The following is a 19,377-nucleotide window of genomic DNA, read 5'->3' on the forward strand; positions in this document are numbered from 1 at the left end:
GATGTTACTGGACAGTAGCTAGAAGAGGAAACTCCGACGCGACACGATCGGGATACAGAACGGTTCCGGCCGGGGGTACGCCGGATAGGGTTCGAACCATGCGTCGGGTCGGAAAGATGGCTGCCGCGCTGGCGGCGGTGTGCGTCATGGGTGCGACGGGCTGCAGCTCCACCCCGTCGTCGCCGTCGATCACAGTCTTCGCGGCGGCCTCGTTGCGGCCGGTCTTCACCGAGATCGGCGGGCGGTTCGAAGCCGACAATCCCGGCACCAAGGTGCAGTTCAACTTCGCGGGCTCCGCAGAGCTGGCCACCCAGTTGACCCAGGGCGCCGGCGCCGACGTCTTCGCGTCGGCCAACACCGCGCAGATGGACAAGGTCGCCGGCGCGGGGCTGCTGGCCGGCACGGCGGTGCCGTTCGCCGCGAACAGCCTGGTCATCGTCACCGCGGCGGGCAATCCCAAGAAGATCGCCGCATTCGCCGATCTGGCCGATCCCGCGCTGAGCGTGGTGGTGTGCCAGCAGCCGGTCCCGTGCGGGGCGGCAACCCATCGCGTCGAGGACAGCACCCACATCCGGCTGAACCCGGTCAGCGAGGAACCCGACGTCACCGACGTCCTGGACAAGGTGGTGACCGGTCAGGCCGATGCCGGGGTGGTGTATGTGACCGACGCCGGCAACGCCGGCGACAAAGTGAGCACCGTCCACTTTCCCGAGGCCGCCGGCGCGGTGAACGTCTACCCGATCGCGGTGCTCAAGGATGCGCCGCAGTCCGCGCTGGCGCAGCGATTCGTCGACCTGGTCACCGGGCCGGCCGGGCAGGACATGCTGCACCGCGACGGCTTCACGAAACCGGAGTGATGCGCCCGCCCGCCGCGCTGCCGCGCTGGGTCTATGTTCCGGCCGCGCTCGGTGCCGTATTCGTCGTGCTGCCGCTGCTGGCCGTCGCGGTGAAGGTGGACTGGCCGCATTTCTGGTCGCTGATCACCAGCCCGTCAGCGGTGACGGCGTTGCTGTTGAGCGTGAAGACCGCGGCTGCCAGCACGGCGCTGTGCCTGCTGCTGGGAGTACCGCTGGCCTTGGTGTTGGCCCGCAGCCGTGCGCGACTGATCCGGGTGCTGCGACCGCTGGTGCTGCTGCCGCTGGTGTTGCCGCCGGTCGTCGGCGGTATCGCGCTGCTGTATGCGTTCGGCCGGCTCGGATTGGTCGGCCGGTATCTCGACGCGGCCGGCATCGACATCGCGTTCACCACCACGGCCGTGGTTCTCGCGCAGACCTTCGTGTCGCTGCCATTCCTGGTGATCGCGCTGGAAGGAGCGGCCCGCACCGCCGGGGCCGACTACGAGGTGGTGGCGGCGACGCTGGGGGAGCGGCCGACCGGGGTGTGGTGGCGGGTGACGCTGCCGCTGCTGCTGCCCGGGCTGGTCTCGGGGGCGGTGCTGGCGTTCGCCCGGTCGCTGGGGGAGTTCGGTGCGACGTTGACGTTCGCGGGTTCACGCGAGGGGGTCACCCGCACCCTGCCGCTGGCGATCTATCTGGAGCGGGTGACCGACGCCGACGCCGCGGTGGCGCTGTCGCTGCTGCTGGTGGTGGTGGCGGCGGTGGTGGTGCTCGGCCTGGGTGCACGTCGGCTGACCGGCGCCGGCTGGTGACCGACCTGCGGTTGCGGGCGGTGGTCGCCGAGCGCGGTGTGGACGTCGAATTCTCGGTGGCCGCCGGCGAGGTGCTTGCCGTGTTGGGTCCCAACGGGGCCGGTAAGTCGACGGTGCTGCACGTTATCGCCGGATTGGTGCATCCCGACGTGGGTCTGGTGCAGCTCGGGGAGCGGGTGTTGACCGACACCGCGGCGGGGCTGCATGTCCCCACTCATGACCGGCGGGTGGGGCTGCTGCTGCAGGACCCGTTGCTGTTCCCGCATTTGACGGTCGCGGCCAATGTGGCGTTCGCGTTGCGCGGCAAACGATCCCGGCAGAAAGAGTCGGCGCTGCGATGGCTGCGTGAGGTCGACGCCGCGCAATTGGCCGAGCGCCGGCCACGGCAACTGTCCGGCGGCCAGGCGCAACGCGTCGCGATCGCGCGCGCCCTGGCCGCGGCACCCCAAGTGCTGCTGCTCGACGAGCCGCTGTCGGGACTGGATGTGGCGGCAGCCGCCGCTGTGCGCGGGGTGTTGCGCAATGTGGCCGCCCGCGACGGGCGCGCGATCGTGCTGATCACGCACGACCCGCTGGACGTGCTCACGTTGGCCGATCGGGTGTTGGTGCTCGAAGGCGGCGCCATCGCCGAGATCGGTCGCGCTGCTGACGTCCTGACGGCGCCGCGCAGCCGCTTCGGCGCCCGCATCGCCGGGGTCAATCAGGTCGCCGGGACGGTGGCCGCCGACGGCGTCCTGAATTCAGCGTGCGGCGCCGACTGGTACGGAATCCCCGACGACGGGCTGAGCATCGGCCAGCGGGTGGTCGCGGTGTTCCCGCCGAGTTCGGTATCGGTGTCGCGGGAGCGGCCAGCGGGGGACCCGCGCAATCTGAGCGCGGTGACCGTGACCGAACTGGACTCACTCGGCGTGGTGATTCGGCTGCGCGGCGAACAGCAGCCCGACGGAGCTCCCGGTCTTGCCGCCGACATCACCGCGGACGTCGCTGCCGCTCTGCGACTGGCTCCGGGGGAACAGGTGTGGTTTTCGGTACCGGATCACCAGGTGCGATTGCACACCGCGGCGCCGCATCGGCACTGACCCGACGGCACTGACGGGCACGTTTCCGGCTGGTGCGCGAGGTCGGCGTCGTCAGAGCCCAACCGCGAACCGGTAGCCGGCACGCAGGCCCGAGGCACTGTTTCCAGGAGTGAAAAAGATCCTTCGCATCGTGCGCACGTCGCACTTGCGTCACGGCTGCAACACGGTAGGTTTTTCGCCATGGTGCAGGTGAACCCAACCTCAACACGACGTAGAAGCATCTGGTCCGCGCTGGCAGCTCTCGCGGCAACCGGTGCCATTGCCGTGGCGGTACCCACGACCGTTGCCTTTGCGGAGCCCCCGCCGCCGCCGCCGGCTCCGGCGCCTGCCCCGGTGGACCCCAACGCGCCGGTGCCGCCGCCCGCCGACCCGAACGCCGTTCCGCCGCCACCGGCCGACCCGAACGCATTACCGCCTGCCGAACCGGGTGCGCCCGAACCGGGCCGCGTCGAGGACACCGCCGACGGCTTCAGCTACCTGCTGCCCGGGGGCTGGGTGGAATCCGACGCCAGCCATCTGGAGTACGGGTCGGCGCTGCTCAGCAAGCAAATCGGTGAGCCGCCGGCCCCGGGGCAGCCGCCGGCTGTCGCCAACGACACCCGCATCGTGCTGGGCAAGCTGGATCAACGCCTGTACGCCAGCGCCGAAGCGGACAACGGCAAGGCGGCCAGCCGGCTGGGATCCGACATGGGTGAGTTCTTCATGCCCTACCCCGGAACCCGGGTCAGCCAGGAGACCATCGCGCTGACCGCCACCGGGCTGACCGGCAGCGCCTCCTACTACGAGGTCAAGTTCAGCGACACCGCGAAACCGAACGGTCAGATCTGGACCGGTGTGATCGGGGCGCCGCCGGCCGCCGCGGGCCAGCCGGCGACCCCGGGTCCGCGTTGGTTCGTGGTGTGGCTGGGCACCGCGAACAACCCGGTCGACAAGGTCGCGGCCAAGGCCCTCACCGAATCGATCCGCCCGGCGGGTGCACCGGCCCCGGCACCCGGCGCTCCGCCGGCACCCGGCGTGCCGGCCCCCGCACCTGCACCGGGCGCACCCGCACCGGCGCCGGTGCCGGCGCCGCCCGGCGCCCCGGGCGCCGAGGTACCTGCCCCGGCCGCTCCGGGTGCCCCGCCTGCTCCCGCGGCACCGGGTGCTCCGGCTGCCCCGCCTGCTCCCGGTGCTCCGGCAGCTCCGCCTGCGGGGGCACCGGCGCCCGTCGCACCGGCGGTCGGAGCGCCCGTAGCCGCCCCGGCGGCGGTGGGAACGCCTGCCTGACCCGAATCTCGTCAGGCGTGCCCCGGGCGCGGGCGTGCGGTATACCCGATAGCAGGTGCAGGAGTGCCGCGCCGAGCGTGGCCGGACAGCAAAGGGTTCCCGATGAACGTCTTGGCAGCAACCGAATTTCTAGCCCGCTCCACGACACTGAGCCAGCAAGTCGGATGGATCGGCTACATCTTCATCGGCGCGATCGCCGGCTGGATCGCTGGAAAGATCGTCAAAGGCAGCGGATCAGGCATCCTGCTCAATATCGTGACCGGCATTGTCGGGGCGTTGATCGGCGGATTCCTGCTGAGCTTCTTCCTCAACACCGCGGGCGGTGGCTGGTGGTTCACGCTGTTCACCGCAACCGTCGGGTCGGTGATCCTGCTCTGGCTGCTGGGTTTGGTCCGCAAAGCCTGACCCGGCCGGGGGTCGACCATGCGCGGTACGACGATGAGCGCCTGGCGGGTGCGCCGCCCCGGGCCGATGCACACCCATCCGCTGGAGCGGGTGAGCACGCCGATGCCGCGACCGGCGCCCTCGGAGCTGCTGGTGGCCGTGCACGCCTGCGGCGTGTGCCGCACCGATCTGCACGTTGCCGAGGGCGACCTACCGGTGCACCGCGAGCAGGTGACACCCGGACACGAGGTGGTCGGCGAAGTCGTCGAGGTCGGCTCGGACGTGGGCTCCGCCGCCGATGCCTCCTTCCACGTCGGCGACCGCGTCGGAATCGCATGGCTGCGACATACCTGCGGACTGTGCGGCTATTGCCGGCGCGGCGCGGAGAACCTGTGCCCGCAGTCTCGCTACACCGGCTGGGACGCTGACGGTGGCTACGCCGAATTCGCGACCGTGCCCGCCGCCTTCGCCCATCACCTGCCCGAAGGCTACGGAGACAGCGAATTGGCCCCGCTGCTGTGCGCCGGCATCATCGGTTACCGCGCCCTGCTGTGCGCCGAGCTGCCGCCGGGTGGGCGATTGGGCCTCTACGGATTCGGGGGCAGCGCTCACATCACCGCGCAGGTCGCGTTGGCGCAGGACGCCGAGGTTCACGTGATGACCCGCGGACAGCGGGCACAGGAGCTGGCGCTAGAACTCGGGGCGGCCTCGGCCCAAGGGGCCGCCGACCCGCCGCCGGTACCGCTGGACGCCGCCATCCTGTTCGCTCCGGTCGGTGAGCTGGTGCTGCCGGCCTGCGCGGCGCTGGACCGCGGCGGCACGCTGGCGATCGCCGGGATCCACCTCAGCGACATCCCGTCGCTGAACTACCAGCAGCACCTGTTCCAGGAACGCCGGATCCGCTCGGTCACCTCCAACACCCGCGCCGATGCGCGGGCGTTCCTCGACTTCGCCGGCCAACACCACATCGACGTGACAGCACCGGAATATCCCCTGGCGCAAGCCGATCAGGCGCTTTCGGATCTGAGCGCCGGCCGGGTCGCCGGCGCGGCCGTGCTGCTGGCCTAGTTCGGCGTCACGCCGACAGGTGCCACACCACGGCGGCGGCGAGCGCGCCCACCCCGTTCAACGACCAGTGCAGCGCGATCGGGGCAATCAGGCTGCCGCTGCGGCGGCGCAGCCAGCTGAACACAAACCCTGCCGTCCCGGTCGCCACCACCGCCAGCGTCACCCCGGCCAGCATGCCGAGCATGCCGCCGCCGAACAACCGGGTGAACCCGGCGTTGCCGGCGGTCAGTCCTAATGAGGTGGCGATGTGCCACAACCCGAACAGCAGCGACCCGGCGGCCGCGACGCCGCGGAAACCCCAGGCCCGGTTCAGCGCGCCATGCAGCACGCCGCGAAACGCCAACTCCTCGGGGATGACCGTCTGCAGCGGAATGACGATCATCGAGGCCAGCAGCGCGCCGGATACCGTGGCGTAGCGGTTGTTCATGAACATCGGCCGGGTCCACGGCAACAGCACGCCGACCGCGATCACCGACACCACGACGGCCACCGCGGCAACCGCATAACCCGCCCCGGATTTCCAGTGCTCGCGGCCCAGGCCGAGTTCGGCCCAGCCCAACCCGCGGGCACGCACCAGGATGACCAGCCCGACGGCGGCGGCCGGGACCGCGGCGATCCCCGCCCACGGCGTGGTGAAGTGCGCGATCAGGTTGGTGAAGGCCAGCACCCCCACCACCACCGCGACGTCGGTGTAGATCCGAGCCGGGCGCAGGGCGTGCGCATCGGCCGTCGCGGTCAGGGAGGACATCGGGCCATTCTACTGATCGGGCGCGGGTCGGTCGCTCGAACGGCTCGCCCCTCGTTGATCCTGCGCTCAGGGCGGAAAAGTGTGAGAAGACCGCGCCGTGGACGCATAGTCAACGGTTGTTCTGCTCGTTCGACTCCCACACCCAGCCGGAAATGGCCGGGTCGTCCTCGCCGTGTTCGCGGGTGTAGCGGCGGGCGGCCAGTCGCGCATCGGCCATCTGCTGGCGCAGCACGGCGGCGCGGGTGGCCAGCCCGTCCACCCGGTCGATGACATCCATCACCAGGTGGAACCGGTCCAGGTCGTTCAGTATCACCATGTCGAACGGGGTGGTGGTGGTGCCGCGCTCGTTGTACCCGCGGACATGCATGCCGTCGTGGTTGGTGCGACGGTAGGTGAGCCGGTGAATCAGCCACGGGTAGCCGTGGTAGGCGAAGATCACCGGCTTGTCGCGGGTGAACAACGCATCAAACTCGTTGTCCGGCAGGCCATGCGGATGGTCCGAATCAGGCTGTAGCCGCATGATGTCGACGACGTTGATCACCCGCACCGCCAGCTCGGGCAGTTCCCTGCGCAGGATGTCGGCGGCGGCCAACGTCTCCAGCGTCGGGATGTCACCCGCGCAGGCCAGCACCACATCGGGTTCACCGGCCGCGGTGCCGGCCCAGTCCCAGATGCCCAAACCTCGGGTGCAGTGCGCGACGGCGGCGTCCATGTCCAGGTACGCCAGCGCGGGTTGTTTGCCGGCGACGATCACGTTCACGTAGTCGCGGCTGCGCAGGCAGTGGTCGGCGACGGACAGCAGGGTGTTGGCGTCCGGCGGCAGATACACCCGCACGATCTCGGCCCGCTTGTTGGCGACCAAGTCGATGAAGCCGGGGTCTTGATGCGATGCCCCATTGTGGTCCTGGCGCCACACGTGCGAGGTCAGCAGGTAGTTCAGCGAGGCGACCGGGCGCCGCCACGGCAACTCGCGGCTGACCGACAGCCATTTCGCGTGCTGGTTGAACATCGAGTCGACGATGTGCACGAACGCTTCGTAGCAGTTGAACAGCCCGTGGCGACCGGTCAGCAGATAACCCTCCAGCCAGCCCTGGCACAGATGTTCGGACAGCACCTCCATGACCCGACCGTCGGGCGAGAGGCTCTCGTCGTCGGGCGACGTCGCCGACAGCCAGACCCGGTCGGTGACGTCGAACACCGCCGAGAGCCGGTTGGACGCCGTCTCGTCGGGGCCCATCACCCGGAATCGGTCGGTGTTGCGGGCGATCACATCGCGCAGGAAGGTGCCCAGCACCCGGGTGGCCTCATGGGTCCCGGCGGCCGGTGTCGCAACCGGTACTGCGTAACGCCGAAAGTCCGGCAGATCCAGGTCGTGCAGCAACAACCCGCCGTTGGCATGCGGGTTGGCGCTCATCCGGCGATCGCCGTGCGGCGCCAGCGCCCGCAGTTCGGGCCGCAACGCGCCGTCGGCGTCGAACAACTCCTCGGGTCGATAGCTGTGCAGCCATCGCTGCAGCTGGGCGCGATGGGCGGGGTTGTCGCGGGTTTGGGCCAGCGGCACCTGGTGAGATCGCCAGGTGCCTTCGACGTGGATGCCGTCGACTTCCTTCGGGCCGGTCCAGCCTTTGGGGGTGCGCAGCACCAGCATCGGCCAGCGCGGACGATCGGTGACGCCCCCGGTGCGGGCCGCCTGCTGGATGGCCGCGATCTGGTCGAAGGCCTCGTCGAGGGCGCCGGCCAGTGCACGGTGCACGACCGCCGGGTCGTCACCGGCCACCGTGATCGGTCGATACCCGTAGCCGGCCATCAGTGCGTCGAGTTCCTCGGCCGGGATGCGGGCCAACACGGTCGGGTTCGCGATCTTGTAGCCGTTGAGGTGCAAGATCGGCAGCACCGCCCCGTCGCGGACCGGGTTGAGGAACTTGTTCGAGTGCCAGCCGGCGGCCAGCGGCCCGGTTTCGGCCTCCCCGTCGCCGACCACGCAGGCCACCACCAGATCCGGATTGTCGAAGGCGGCCCCGTACGCGTGCACCAGCGCATAGCCCAACTCGCCGCCCTCGTGGATCGAACCCGGCGTCTGAGCGGCGACGTGGCTGGGAACACCGCCGGGAAACGAAAACTGGCGGAACAGCTTTCGCATCCCCTCGGTGTTCTCCTCGATGCCGGTGTACACCTCGCTGTAGGTGCCCTCCAGGTAGGCGTTGGCGACGAGTGCGGGTCCGCCGTGGCCGGGCCCGGTGACGTAGATGACGTTGGCGTCGCGGGCGCGGATGATCCGGTTCAGGTGCGCATAGATCAGGTTGAGTCCCGGGGTGGTGCCCCAGTGTCCGAGCAGCCGAGGTTTGACGTGCTGCGCTGACAGCGGCTCGGCCAGCAGCGGATTGTCCAGCAGGTAGATCTGCCCGACGGACACATAGTTGGCCGCACGCCAATAGGCGTCGATGAGGTCGAGTTCTGTGTCGGAGAGTGCCCCGGTGCCCATCTGTCCGATTGTCCGCATCCGAGGTGACTAGCCAAGAGCCGTACGTGTGAAACCTGCCTACTACGCTGACGCCATGGTCAACGGTGACGGTCTGCTGGGGACACTTCGGGTGTTGGACCTGTCCGGCGCCGACGGTGACCCGGTCACCCGCATCTTGGCCGATCTGGGTGCTGACGTGCTCAAGGTCGAACCGCCCGGCGGCAACCCGGAACGTGGCGAACCACCGACACTCGCCGGCACCAGCATCGCGTTCGCGCTGTACAACGCCAACAAGCGCAGCGTGGTACTCGATCCGGCCGACCCGGACGACCGCGACCGGCTGTGTGCGCTGGCCGCGACGGCCGACATCGTGATCGACAGCGGCCGGCCCGGGCGGGCCGCCGCCTACGGCACTTCCTGCGCGGAGCTGGCCGACCGGTACGGCCACCTGGTCGCGCTGGCGGTCACCGACTTCGGTGCGACCGGGCCCCGCGCATCCTGGCGGGCCAGCGACCCGGTGCTCTACGCGCTGTGCGGGGCGCTGTCCCGGTCCGGCCCCACCACCGGGACGCCGGTGCTGCCACCGGAGGGCATCGCCTCGGCCACCGCCGCGGCGCAGGCGGCGTGGGCGGCGCTGGTGGCCCACTACAACCGGCTGCGCTGCGGGCAGGGCGACTACATCGACTTTTCCCGGTTCGACGCGGTGGTCATGGCGTTGGACCCGGTATTCGGGGCCATGGGTCAGGTGGCGGCGGGACTGCCCAGGGCCGACCGGTGGCGGGGACGTCCGCGAAACCAGGACGCCTACCCGATCTATCCCTGCGCCGACGGCTATGTCCGGGTCTGTGTGATGGCGCCGCGGCAGTGGCGCGGTCTGCGCGCGTGGCTGGGTGAGCCCGAACAGTTCCAGGATCCCAAATACGATGTAATCGCAGCCCGCTTCGCCGCCTGGCCGCAGATCAGCGAGCTGATCGCCGCGATGTTCGCCCCGGCCACCATGGACGAACTGGTGTCGGCCGGGCAGGCCCACGGCGTGCCGATCGCCGCCGTGCTCACCCCGTCCCAGGTGGTGGCCTCCGAGCACTTCACCGCGGTCGGCGCCACCGTGGACGCCGAACTCGTCGCCGGCATCCGTGCGCAGGTGCCGACCGGATACATCAGCGTCGACGGACGCCATGCCGGGTTTCGAACCCCGGCCCCGGCGATCGGCGACAGCGAAGCCCGGTGGCGGGCCGCCGTCCCGGCCGGGAAGCCGCCGTCCGGCGGGGTCGGCGAGCGTCCGTTCGATGGTCTGCGCATCGTCGATCTCGGCGTCATCGTCGCCGGCGGTGAAACCAGCCGCCTGTTCGGGGATCTGGGCGCTGAGGTGATCAAGGTGGAAAGCGCCTCCTACCCGGACGGGCTGCGGCAGACCCGTGCCGGAGACACCATGAGCGAGTCGTTCGCCTGGGCGCACCGCAACAATTTGGCGCTCGGTCTGGATCTGCGCAGCCAGTCAGGCAAACTGGCCTTCGAACGCCTGGTCGCCCAAGCCGACGCGGTTTTCGCCAACTTCAAGCCGGGAACACTTGCCGCACTGGGGATTTCCTACGATGGGCTACGAGCGCTGAACCCGGGTCTGGTGCTCGCCGAAAGCAGCGCGTTCGGCGACACCGGACCGTGGAGCGCCCGGATGGGCTATGGCCCGTTGGTTCGTGCCACGACCGGGGTCACCCGGCTATGGACGTCACCGGATCAGGCGGAGACCGATACGCGGCATCCCTTCTACGACGCGACGACCGTGTTCCCCGACCATGTGGTGGGGCGGATCACCGCACTGGGCGCGCTGGCCGCCCTGATTCACCGCCACCACACCGGTGCCGGTGCCCGGGTGCACATCTCGCAAGCCGAAGCCGCGATCAACCAACTCGCCACCCGATACATCAGTGGACCGGTGACCGTCGCCGACACGGCCGTGCACGCTGTCAGCCCGTGCGCCGGTGACGACGAATGGTGTGTGGTATCGATCTGCACGGATGCTGACTGGCATTCGGCAACAAAGGTTTTCGATCAGCCCGACCTCGCGCACGACGCCCGCTTCGCCACCGGGGAAGCCCGGGTGGCGCACCGCGTCGAACTGCTGGCGGCGGTGGCGCAGTGGACGGGCCTGCGTAGCCCGCTGCAGGCCGCCGAGGAACTGCAGGCCGCCGGAGTGCCTGCCGGTCCGATGAATCGGCCGCCCGACATCCTCGAGGACCCACAACTGCGGTTGCGCAACGTATTCAGTGACATGACCCACCCGCTGATCAGTCACCCACTGCCGGCCGAGACCGGACCGGCGCCGTTTCGGCACATCCCGCCCGCGCCGCAGCGGCCCGCGCCGCTGCCCGGCCAGGACACCCGCGACATCTGCGGCAGAATCCTCGCCATGAGTGCCGACGAGACCGAGCAGTTGATCACCGAGGGCGTGCTGTTCGCCGCCGGGGGAGAGGCGCGCTGATGGCACTCGACGCCAGGACCCCGGTGCTGGTCGGGTACGGCCAGGCCAACCACCGCGAGGACCGGGCCGACCTCGAGCCGGTCGACCTGATCGTCGACGCCGCTCGCGCCGCGGCCGACCCGCACGTGCTGGCGGCGCTGGATTCGGTGCGAGTGGTGAACCTGCTCTCCGCGCGGTACCGCGATCCGGGACTGCTGCTGGCCCAGCGCCTGGGCGCCGAACAGGCCGCCACCCGGTACAGCCCGATCGGCGGCAACGTACCGCAGTCCCTGGTCAACCAGGCCTGCCTGGACATCTCGCGCGGGCACGCCGGTGTGGTGCTGGTGGCCGGCGGTGAAACCTGGCGCACCCGAACCCGGCTGCGGGCCCGGGGCGGCAAACTCGTCTGGACCCAGCAAGACGAGTCGGTGCCGCTGCCGCCGGTCGACGGCGGAGACGTTCCGATGGCCGGCCCGGCCGAGGAACGGATTCGGCTGGACCGACCCGCGTACGTCTACCCGCTGTTCGAGCAGGCGCTGCGCATCGCGACCGGCGAGTCGATCACCGATCACCGGCGTCGGATCGGGGCGCTGTGGGCCGGGTTCAACGCGGTCGCGGTGGACAATCCGCACGCCTGGATCCGCGAGCCGGTCAGCGCCGACGAGATCAGCCTGCCCGGCCCGAAGAACCGGATGATCAGCTGGCCCTACACCAAGCTGATGAACTCCAACAACATGGTCGACCAGGCCGCCGCGCTGGTCCTGACCTCGGTGCAGCGGGCCACCGAGCTGCGGATTCCGGTCGAACGCTGGGTCTTCCCGCTGGCCGGGGCCGATGCACACGACACCTACGCCATCTCCGAGCGGGCTGAGCTGCACCGCTCTCCGGCCATCCGGATCGCCGGCGCCCGGGTGCTGGAACTCGCCGGCATCGACGACATCGGCGGCGTCGAATACCTCGACCTCTACTCCTGCTTCCCCTCCGCGGTCCAGGTCGCCGCCGGCGAACTGGGTCTGCCGCTCGACGATCCAGCCCGGCCGCTGACCATCACCGGGGGACTGACCTTCGCCGGCGGCCCGTGGAACAACTACGTCAGCCATTCCATCGCGACCCTTGCCGAGCTGCTGGCGGCCAACCCCGGCAGCCGCGGCCTGATCAGCGCCAACGGCGGCTACCTCACCAAACACAGCATCGGCGTGTACAGCACCGAGCCGCCGGCGTCGGGATTCCGGTGGGAAGACGTGCAAGCCGCCGTCGACCGCGAGCCGACCCGACCGGCATTGGCCCAATGGGAGGGCGTCGGCACGGTGGAATCCTGGACGACGCCGTTCAACCGGGACGGCGAACCCGAACGGGTGTTCCTGGCGGTCCGCGCCCCCGAGGGGGCCCGCACGCTGGCGTTGATCACCGATCCGGCGGTGGCCGCGGACACCGTGCAGCACGACATCGGCGGCGGTGCCGTCGCCGTGCACGGTGACGGCACAGCAACACTGCAGTAGGCGCGCGGTGCGTCCATAGAAACGGCTGCACGCGGTATCCGACATGCCTATTGTCAGGATCAGGGCGTTTCGGAGGGAGACGCGGTGCAGATTCTGGTTACCGGTGTCACCGGCGGAGTCGGGCGCTCGCTGGCCCGCCGGCTGCTGGCCGCCGGACATGCGGTGAGCGGCATCGCCACCCACCCGCATCCCTGCCTGCACCCCGAGGTCGCTTTCGTCTGCACCGAATTCGACGATCCGGTGCTGCAGCAGATGGCCGACGACGCCGACGCGGTCATCCACCTGGCCCCGATTGAGCCCACCGCACCCGGCTGCGCCGGTATCGACGGCGTCGTGCAGGTCAGCCACGCGGCCGCGCGGGCAGGCGCCCGGCTGGTGTTCGTCGCACAGACCGCCGGGCAGCCGGCGTTGTCGCGAACGGCCGAGGAACTGGTCTCCTCCGGGTGGGCGCCGAACCTGATCATCCGGGCGGCGCCGCTGGTCGGGCGTCAGCTCGACTGGGCGGTGTGCCGGACGGTGGCCAGCCTGCTGCGCGCCAAACCGTCATCGCACGCATTGCGGCTGCTGCACTTCGATGATCTGGTCCGCTTTCTGGAGCAGGCGGTGGCCTCCGATCGGACCGGCGTGGTGGATCTGGCCAGCCCGGACACCGTCGACGTCGCCGCAGCGTACCGGCTGCTGCACACGATGCCGCGCCAGCCCAATGCGCACCGCATCCGCGGCTGGGCGCAGCTGACGGCGGAACTGGATCTCTCGGCGCTGCAGGACGACTGGCACTTCGACTGTGGCTGGACAGCGGCCGACGCGCTGGCCGACACGGTAGAAGCATTGGCCGGCGCCCGGATCGGTGCGGCGGGCGCCACCGAAATGACCGGACACGTCCCGCTACCCGTGGAGTCCGCGCCTTCCTGGGCGCCGGCCGACGGCACATCGCTGCGCTGCGCGGCACCCGATGGGTTGGCGGGCGAGTTCGACGACCGCATCGATGCCCGGTTCCCGGTCTTCAGCGCGCGGAGTCTGGCCCGGATACTGCCCGGCCCGCTGACACCGCTGACCCTGGATGTACAGGTTTCCGGATTGCACACGGCCAGCCGCGAACTGGGACGGGCCTTGGCGCTGTCCGGGGTCACCGCAACCGAATGGGAGAGCCGGGGTATCGCGGTCTTCGGGCACCGCCCCTTCGTCGGCGTGTCCTCGGCCGCGTTACTGGCCGGCCAACTTCCGGGCTGGGACGAGCACCGGCTGACCCAGCGCGCGCTGGGCGCCGTGACATCCGTTTTGTTTCCGCGCGGGCGACCCGACGCGGCAGGAAACCTGCCGATGCCGGCCGCGCGGGCGCTGGTGGTGACCCGGGCGCTGGCCATGCTGCGGCACCTCAAGGCCGACACCGCGGCCTACGCCGCCGCGGCGCTGGCCGCTCACCTGGATGCGACACAGCTGGCCGCGCTGTCGGATGCCCGGCTGGGCGCGCGGATTCCGCTGCTGCGGGACCGGATCCATCAGGGCTGGAGCATGACGGCGCTTTGGGTGTTGGACAACGGGGTCACCGCGGCCGCGGTGCAGCGCACCGGCGGCACCGGGCCGGACACCACCGCCGGTTTCGCCGCCGTACTGGAAAGCACGCGGCCGCTTGACGGTTCGCCCGTCGCCGCCGACCGGGCGCATCGCGGACCCGGGGAGGTCGAACTCGCGAACCCGGCCTTCGATGCTGCCCCGGCATCGCCGCCCGCCGCGGTCAGCGGTGCACCCTCGCCGGCGCCGGCCGGTTCGACGACCATGACCGCCCGGTTGGTCGACAACACGCTGGGCTCACGCGAGACGGCCTACGACGCCACCATGCGGTTCACCCACGAGCTCCGGAAGACGGTGCGCGAGACCGGCTCTCGATTGGTGCGCGGGGACATCATCGACGAGGTCGACGACGTCTACTACCTGACCTGCGATGAACTGCTCACCATGCCCGCCGACTCCCGGCTGCGGATCAAGCGTCGCCGCGCCGAGCGGGAACGGCTGCAGGCGTTACGGCTGCCGGAGGTGTTCACCGACACCTGGGCGCCGGTGGCGGACGGCGCGTCAGCCCACTAGGGATGCCAGCGCCACCTGCGGGTCGGTGAGGGCAGCCGGATCAACGGGTGCACGATTTCGGATCAGGGACTTGATGTCGTCGAGTCCCTCCCAGATGTTGACGTTCATCCCGGCCAGCACCCGGTTGCCGCCGTCGAGCCAAAAGGCGCTGAACTCGCGCCCCTCGACGTCGCCCCGGAACAGCACCTGCTGGTAGTCGGGTGCGTGTCCGACGTACTCCATACCCAGGTCGTACTGGTCGGTGAAGAAGTACGGCAGCTCGGTGTACTCGGCGCGCTTGCCCAGCATCCCCGCCGCCGCGGTGACCGGCTGCTTGAGCGCGTTCGCCCAGTGTTCGGTACGGATCCGGCTGCCCAGCAGCGGGTGTTCGGCGGCGGCGATGTCGCCGGCCGCGTAGATGTCGGGGTCGCTGGTGCGCAGCGACGAGTCGACCAGCACGCCACCGTCGCCCACGCTGAGCCCGGCCGCCTCGGCCAGCTCGATATTGGGTTGCGCGCCGACCGCGACCAGCACCGAATCGGCGGCGATCTGCGATCCGTCGTCCAGCTTCAGGCCGGTGGCGGCGCCGTTCGCGGTGGTGATCTCGGCGACCTTCGACTCCACCCGCAGATCCACGCCGTGCTCGCGGTGCAGCCGGGCGAACACCTCTCCGAGTTCGGTGCCCAGTGCGGCCTGCAGCGGCACCGCGGCGACCTCCACCACGGTGACGTTCACCCCGCGCTCCCGGGCGCCGGCGGCGACCTCCAAACCGATCCATCCCGCGCCGACCACCGCGAGCGAGGAGCCGTCGGTGAGCGCCGCGCTCAGCGTCGAGGCATCGTCGAACGTGCGCAGGTAGTGCACGCCGGCGGCGTCGGAACCCGGTATCGGCGGGCGGCGCGACCGTGACCCGGTCGCCAGCAGCAGCTTGTCGTAGGACAGCGTGCTGTCATCGGCCAGGTGCACCCGGTGACCCGACACATCCAGCGACGTCACCCGGGTGCCCAGGCGCACGTCGATTCCACGCTCGCGGTACCAATCCTGGGGCTGCACGGTGAAATCGCTGAGCGACTTTTTCCCGGCCAGATACTCCTTGGACAACGGCGGGCGTTCGTAGGGCAATCGCTCCTCGTCGGCAAGCAAGACGATGCGTCCGTCGAAATCGTTGTCGCGTAGTGCTTCTGCAGCCTTCGCGGCGGCCAGACCGCCGCCGACGATCGCGAACGTGGTCGAAGATGACATGCTGGCTGCCCCGTTCTGTGGTACGGATGCCCGAGTCGCTTATCAGCCTACCCGGGTCAGCCGGTCAGGCGCTGACGCAGGTCGTCGTCCAGCGACGACCGCACCAGGGCAGCGGCCAGGCGTGCATTGGAGCGCGGTGCCAGCGCGGCGAGTTCACCCGAATCGGACGGCAAACCGAGCGCCCGGGCTGCCGTCCTGGCCCGGCCATCGAAGTACGGCCGGACCCCGATCCACACATCCTGCACCTCGCGGAGAAACATGTCGGCGCCGGTAGGGCCAATACCGTTGAATTCCTGAAGCATCCGTACGGTTTGCTCGATATCGTCGGCGCTGCGCGCCTTGATCTCGCGCAGATCTCCGGAGTATTCGTCGCGGACCCGGGTGGCCATATCGGTCAGCCGGGTGGCCGAGCTTTCGTCGTACCGCACGTAGTGGGCACGGCCGAAGGCGCGAATCATGGTGGAGCGATTCGAGCTCAGCACCGCCTTCGGCGTACGCATCCCGTCCCGGAACAGCTCGCAAGCGGCACGCATAGCGATTGTCGCGTCGATCGGCTTGCTGGCCAACATGCACAGCACCAACAGCTGAAACAGCGGCATCGGTTTATCCGCCAACCGGATTCCCGCCTCGGCCGCGTAGGTGGTTCCGGCGACTTTCAGCAGTCGACGCACCACCTGCCGTTGATCCCGCACGTCGCGGGGCATACCCATCAGGTCGGCAGGCAAACACTCATTTCGCGGGCAGGCTCCGCGCGAAGTCGGTGGCGCGGGTGACCCAGGATTGCAGCTGACGCTTGGTCTGCACGCCGTCGGTGCCGATGTGCAGCCAGCCGCGCATCTGACGACCGCCCATCGTCATGGCCTCGACATGAGCGCGGGTCAGAAGCTTCTCGCTGTCGTGCGGCGGGACCCGGGCCAGCAGGCCACCGCGGCCGCTGGCAGCCACCGCCATGTTGCCGTTGACCAGGAAGGCCAGCCCGCCGAACATCCGCTTCTCCTCGATGCCGCGCTGGGCACCGAGCAGCTCCCGGATCCGGTTGGCCAGGTCTTCGTCGTACGCCATGGGTCCATTCAACGCTCGCGCGGCACCAACCGCTGCAACTGCGTGACGTGGGTGGGGGACAGTTCATCCAGGCAAGTCACACCGAGCAGTCGCATGGTGCGGGTCACCTGGTCGGTCAGGATCGCGATGGCCCGCCGCACCCCGGCCTCGCCGCCGGCCATCAACCCGTACAGATAGGCCCGGCCGATCAGCGTGAATCGCGCCCCCAACGCGATAGCGGCGACGATGTCGGCGCCCGACATGATCCCGGTATCGAGCAGGATCTCGGTGTCGCGGCCCACTTCACGGGCCACCGCCGGCAACAGGTGAAACGGCACCGGCGCCCGGTCCAGTTGGCGGCCGCCGTGATTGGACAACACGATGCCGTCCACCCCCAGATCGGTCACCGCGCGCGCGTCGTCGAGGGTCTGGATGCCCTTGACGACGAACTTGCCCGGCCACTGGGACTTGATCCAGGCCAGGTCGTCGAACGTGACACCGGGATCGAACATGGTGTCCAGGTACTCACCGACGGTGCCGGGCCAACGGTCCAGCGACGCGAACGACAGCGGTTCGGTGCTCAGCAGATTGAACCACCATCCGGGTCGGGGCAGCGCATCGAGCACGGTCCGCAGCGTCAGCGCCGGGGGAATCGACATCCCGTTGCGGGTGTCGCGCAGCCGGGCACCGGCGACCGGGACGTCGACGGTGACCAACACGGTGTCGAATCCGGCGTCGGCGGCGCGGCGCAGCAATGCCATGGACCGCTCCCGGTCCCGCCACATGTACAGCTGAAACCACTTGCGGCCCTGCGGGACTTCCGACACCACATCCTCAAGGGAGGCGGTTCCCAGGGTGGACAGCGAGAACGGTATCCCGGCCGCGGCCGCCGCTCGCGCACCGGCGAACTCACCTTCGGTTTGCATCAGCCGGGTGAAGCCCGTCGGTGCGATTCCGAACGGCAACGCCACCGGTGCGCCCAGCACCTCCCACCCGGTGCGGACCGTGCTGACGTCACGCAGGATCGACGGGTGAAACTCGATGTCACAGAAGGCCTGCCTGGCACGCTGGATCGACAACTCGTCTTCGGCGGCGCCGTCGGTGTAGTCGAACGCCGCCCTGGGGGTCCGGCGCTGGGCGATGCGCCGTAGATCCTGGATGGTCAGCGCGGATTCGAGTCGACGCCGGCCGCGGTCGAGCCGTGGCTTCCGGAACCGGATCAGCGGGGCAAGGTCGGCAACCCTGGGCACCCGTCGTTTGACCGCCATTCCGCAGGAGCGTAGTCGGCATCCCGCCAGGACGTGTCACCGCCGATGGAATGCGGCCTCATAGAGGGCTTTCAATTCGTCTTGAAACTGCGGCACCGGGCCGTCGACCACCGCTCGCGGCGCGATCGCGGTGATCGGCAGCGGCGCCACCGGCGGTGTCGGCACCTGCCAGCCGGTCATCCATCCGCTGAGCTGGGCCGCTGACGTCGCGTACACGATGCGACCCAGGCCGACCCAGGCATGAGCCGCAGCGCACATCGGGCAGTGTTCGCACGAGGTGTAGACCGTGGCCCGGATGCGGTGCACCGGTGGCATGTTCTTCGCCGCCCAGCGGGCGATCGCGAACTCGGGATGTTCGGTTTCGTCGCCGCCGCCGCTGCGGTTGTGATCCTCATACACGACGGTGCCGTCGGCTGCTACCAGCAGCGAGCCGAACGGTCCGTGTCCGCTCCGCAGGGCGAGGCGCGCCAACTCGACGCAGCGGCTCAGATATTCAAGATCGGCATCAACGAGGGCCACAGACCGTCAGTCTAAGTGTTCCCCGAATGCAGACAAGGGGTGCGTGTCGCGGACGACACACACCCCTTGCCGGTGCTGATTCGTTAGCCGGCCACGGCAGCCAGCGTGTCCGCGGCAGTGATCGCCTGCGCGACCCCGGCCACGATGGACGCCACCTTGAGGGCCTCGAAAATCGGCTCCCGGTCGACGCCGGCCTCACGCAGCGTGTGCTCGTGGGCGGTGACGCAATGCCCGCAGCCATTGATCGACGAGACCGCGAACGACCACAATTCGAAGTTCGCCTTGTCCACGCCCGGGTTACCGATGATGTTCATCCGCAGCCCGGGACGCAGGTCGTCGTAGGTGCCGTCCAGGAAGCCGCGGCCACGGTAGAACACGTTGTTCATCCCCATGATCGACGCCGCCCCCAACGCTGCCTGATAGGCGTCGGCGGACAGATTGTCGGCCGCTTCGGCACCGATCTCACCCAGTACCTTGGCGTTTCGGGTTGCCGCCGCACTGGCCAGCAGCGTGCCCCACAGCTGTTCCTCGTTCAGCACTGTGGTTCGGGTGATCGAACCAAGGTTCAGTTTGAGGTCCTTGGCGTAGTCGGGCAGCGCCTCCTTGAGGTTGTCGACACCCATCTCGTGCCT

Annotated in this window: 17 protein-coding genes; 9 read left to right on the plus strand and 8 right to left on the minus strand. The window is 69.6% G+C overall.

Annotated features, from left to right (window positions below):
• Nucleotides 1–98 precede the first annotated feature (98 nt).
• The 6 genes from modA (at nt 99) to AC5Y36_RS15860 (ending at nt 5,445) form a co-directional block, all read left to right on the plus strand.
• Entirely contained in the window at nt 99–857 is a 759-nt protein-coding gene (modA, locus tag AC5Y36_RS15835; RefSeq protein WP_500041879.1) for a molybdate ABC transporter substrate-binding protein, read from the plus strand.
• On the plus strand, nt 857–1,648 hold the full coding sequence (locus AC5Y36_RS15840; RefSeq protein ID WP_500041948.1) for an ABC transporter permease: 792 nt from the start codon (nt 857–859) through the stop codon (nt 1,646–1,648). Before modA ends, AC5Y36_RS15840 begins: the two co-directional genes overlap by 1 nt.
• On the plus strand, nt 1,645–2,727 hold the full coding sequence (locus tag AC5Y36_RS15845; RefSeq protein WP_500041880.1) for a sulfate/molybdate ABC transporter ATP-binding protein: 1,083 nt from the start codon (nt 1,645–1,647) through the stop codon (nt 2,725–2,727). The genes AC5Y36_RS15840 and AC5Y36_RS15845 overlap by 4 nt, the downstream gene beginning before the upstream one ends.
• A 180-nt stretch (nt 2,728–2,907) precedes the next feature.
• Nucleotides 2,908–3,993, plus strand: coding sequence for an APA family fibronectin-binding glycoprotein (locus AC5Y36_RS15850; RefSeq protein ID WP_500041881.1), 1,086 nt, complete (start codon nt 2,908–2,910; stop codon nt 3,991–3,993).
• A gap of 102 nt (nt 3,994–4,095) precedes the next feature.
• Nucleotides 4,096–4,398, plus strand: coding sequence for a GlsB/YeaQ/YmgE family stress response membrane protein (locus AC5Y36_RS15855; protein ID WP_500041882.1), 303 nt, complete (start codon nt 4,096–4,098; stop codon nt 4,396–4,398).
• Between the two features lie 18 nt (nt 4,399–4,416).
• On the plus strand, nt 4,417–5,445 hold the full coding sequence (locus AC5Y36_RS15860) for a zinc-binding alcohol dehydrogenase family protein (RefSeq protein WP_500041883.1): 1,029 nt from the start codon (nt 4,417–4,419) through the stop codon (nt 5,443–5,445).
• Nucleotides 5,446–5,452: 7 nt separating this feature from the next.
• Here the strand turns inward: AC5Y36_RS15860 and AC5Y36_RS15865 are convergent, their stop codons facing one another.
• Nucleotides 5,453–6,193, minus strand: coding sequence for a CPBP family intramembrane glutamic endopeptidase (locus AC5Y36_RS15865; protein WP_500041884.1), 741 nt, complete (start codon nt 6,191–6,193; stop codon nt 5,453–5,455).
• Nucleotides 6,194–6,302: 109 nt separating this feature from the next.
• Nucleotides 6,303–8,693, minus strand: coding sequence for a phosphoketolase family protein (locus AC5Y36_RS15870; protein WP_500041885.1), 2,391 nt, complete (start codon nt 8,691–8,693; stop codon nt 6,303–6,305).
• 55 nt (nt 8,694–8,748) lie between these two features.
• Between AC5Y36_RS15870 and AC5Y36_RS15875 the strand changes: the two genes are divergently transcribed.
• From AC5Y36_RS15875 to AC5Y36_RS15885, 3 genes are all read left to right on the plus strand, one after another.
• Nucleotides 8,749–11,133: a CoA transferase gene (locus AC5Y36_RS15875; protein WP_500041886.1), complete on the plus strand. Its 2,385-nt coding sequence runs from the start codon at nt 8,749–8,751 to the stop codon at nt 11,131–11,133.
• Entirely contained in the window at nt 11,133–12,611 is a 1,479-nt protein-coding gene (locus AC5Y36_RS15880; RefSeq protein ID WP_500041887.1) for an acetyl-CoA acetyltransferase, read from the plus strand. The genes AC5Y36_RS15875 and AC5Y36_RS15880 overlap by 1 nt, the downstream gene beginning before the upstream one ends.
• Before the next feature lie 84 nt (nt 12,612–12,695).
• Nucleotides 12,696–14,696, plus strand: a complete 2,001-nt coding sequence (locus AC5Y36_RS15885) for an NAD-dependent epimerase/dehydratase family protein (RefSeq protein ID WP_500041888.1) — start codon at nt 12,696–12,698, stop codon at nt 14,694–14,696.
• Here AC5Y36_RS15885 and AC5Y36_RS15890 read toward each other — a convergent pair.
• The 6 genes from AC5Y36_RS15890 to AC5Y36_RS15915 form a co-directional block, all read right to left on the minus strand.
• Nucleotides 14,685–15,917: an NAD(P)/FAD-dependent oxidoreductase gene (locus AC5Y36_RS15890; RefSeq protein WP_500041889.1), complete on the minus strand. Its 1,233-nt coding sequence runs from the start codon at nt 15,915–15,917 to the stop codon at nt 14,685–14,687. The genes AC5Y36_RS15885 and AC5Y36_RS15890 overlap by 12 nt on opposite strands.
• A 56-nt stretch (nt 15,918–15,973) precedes the next feature.
• Nucleotides 15,974–16,621 (minus strand): endonuclease, encoded by a 648-nt coding sequence (locus tag AC5Y36_RS15895; protein ID WP_500041949.1) that lies wholly within the window; start codon nt 16,619–16,621, stop codon nt 15,974–15,976.
• A 25-nt stretch (nt 16,622–16,646) separates the two neighbouring features.
• Nucleotides 16,647–16,979, minus strand: a complete 333-nt coding sequence (locus AC5Y36_RS15900; protein ID WP_500041890.1) for a TfoX/Sxy family protein — start codon at nt 16,977–16,979, stop codon at nt 16,647–16,649.
• A gap of 8 nt (nt 16,980–16,987) precedes the next feature.
• On the minus strand, nt 16,988–18,226 hold the full coding sequence (locus AC5Y36_RS15905) for an alpha-hydroxy acid oxidase (RefSeq protein ID WP_500041891.1): 1,239 nt from the start codon (nt 18,224–18,226) through the stop codon (nt 16,988–16,990).
• 36 nt (nt 18,227–18,262) lie between these two features.
• The gene (locus AC5Y36_RS15910; protein ID WP_500041892.1) at nt 18,263–18,745 is read right to left on the minus strand and encodes a nucleoside deaminase; all 483 of its coding nucleotides are present in this window, start codon (nt 18,743–18,745) and stop codon (nt 18,263–18,265) included.
• Nucleotides 18,746–18,828: 83 nt separating this feature from the next.
• Entirely contained in the window at nt 18,829–19,368 is a 540-nt protein-coding gene (locus AC5Y36_RS15915; protein WP_500041893.1) for an alkyl hydroperoxide reductase, read from the minus strand.
• Nucleotides 19,369–19,377 lie beyond the last annotated feature (9 nt).

This window comes from Mycobacterium sp. NGS50, assembly GCF_059812545.1.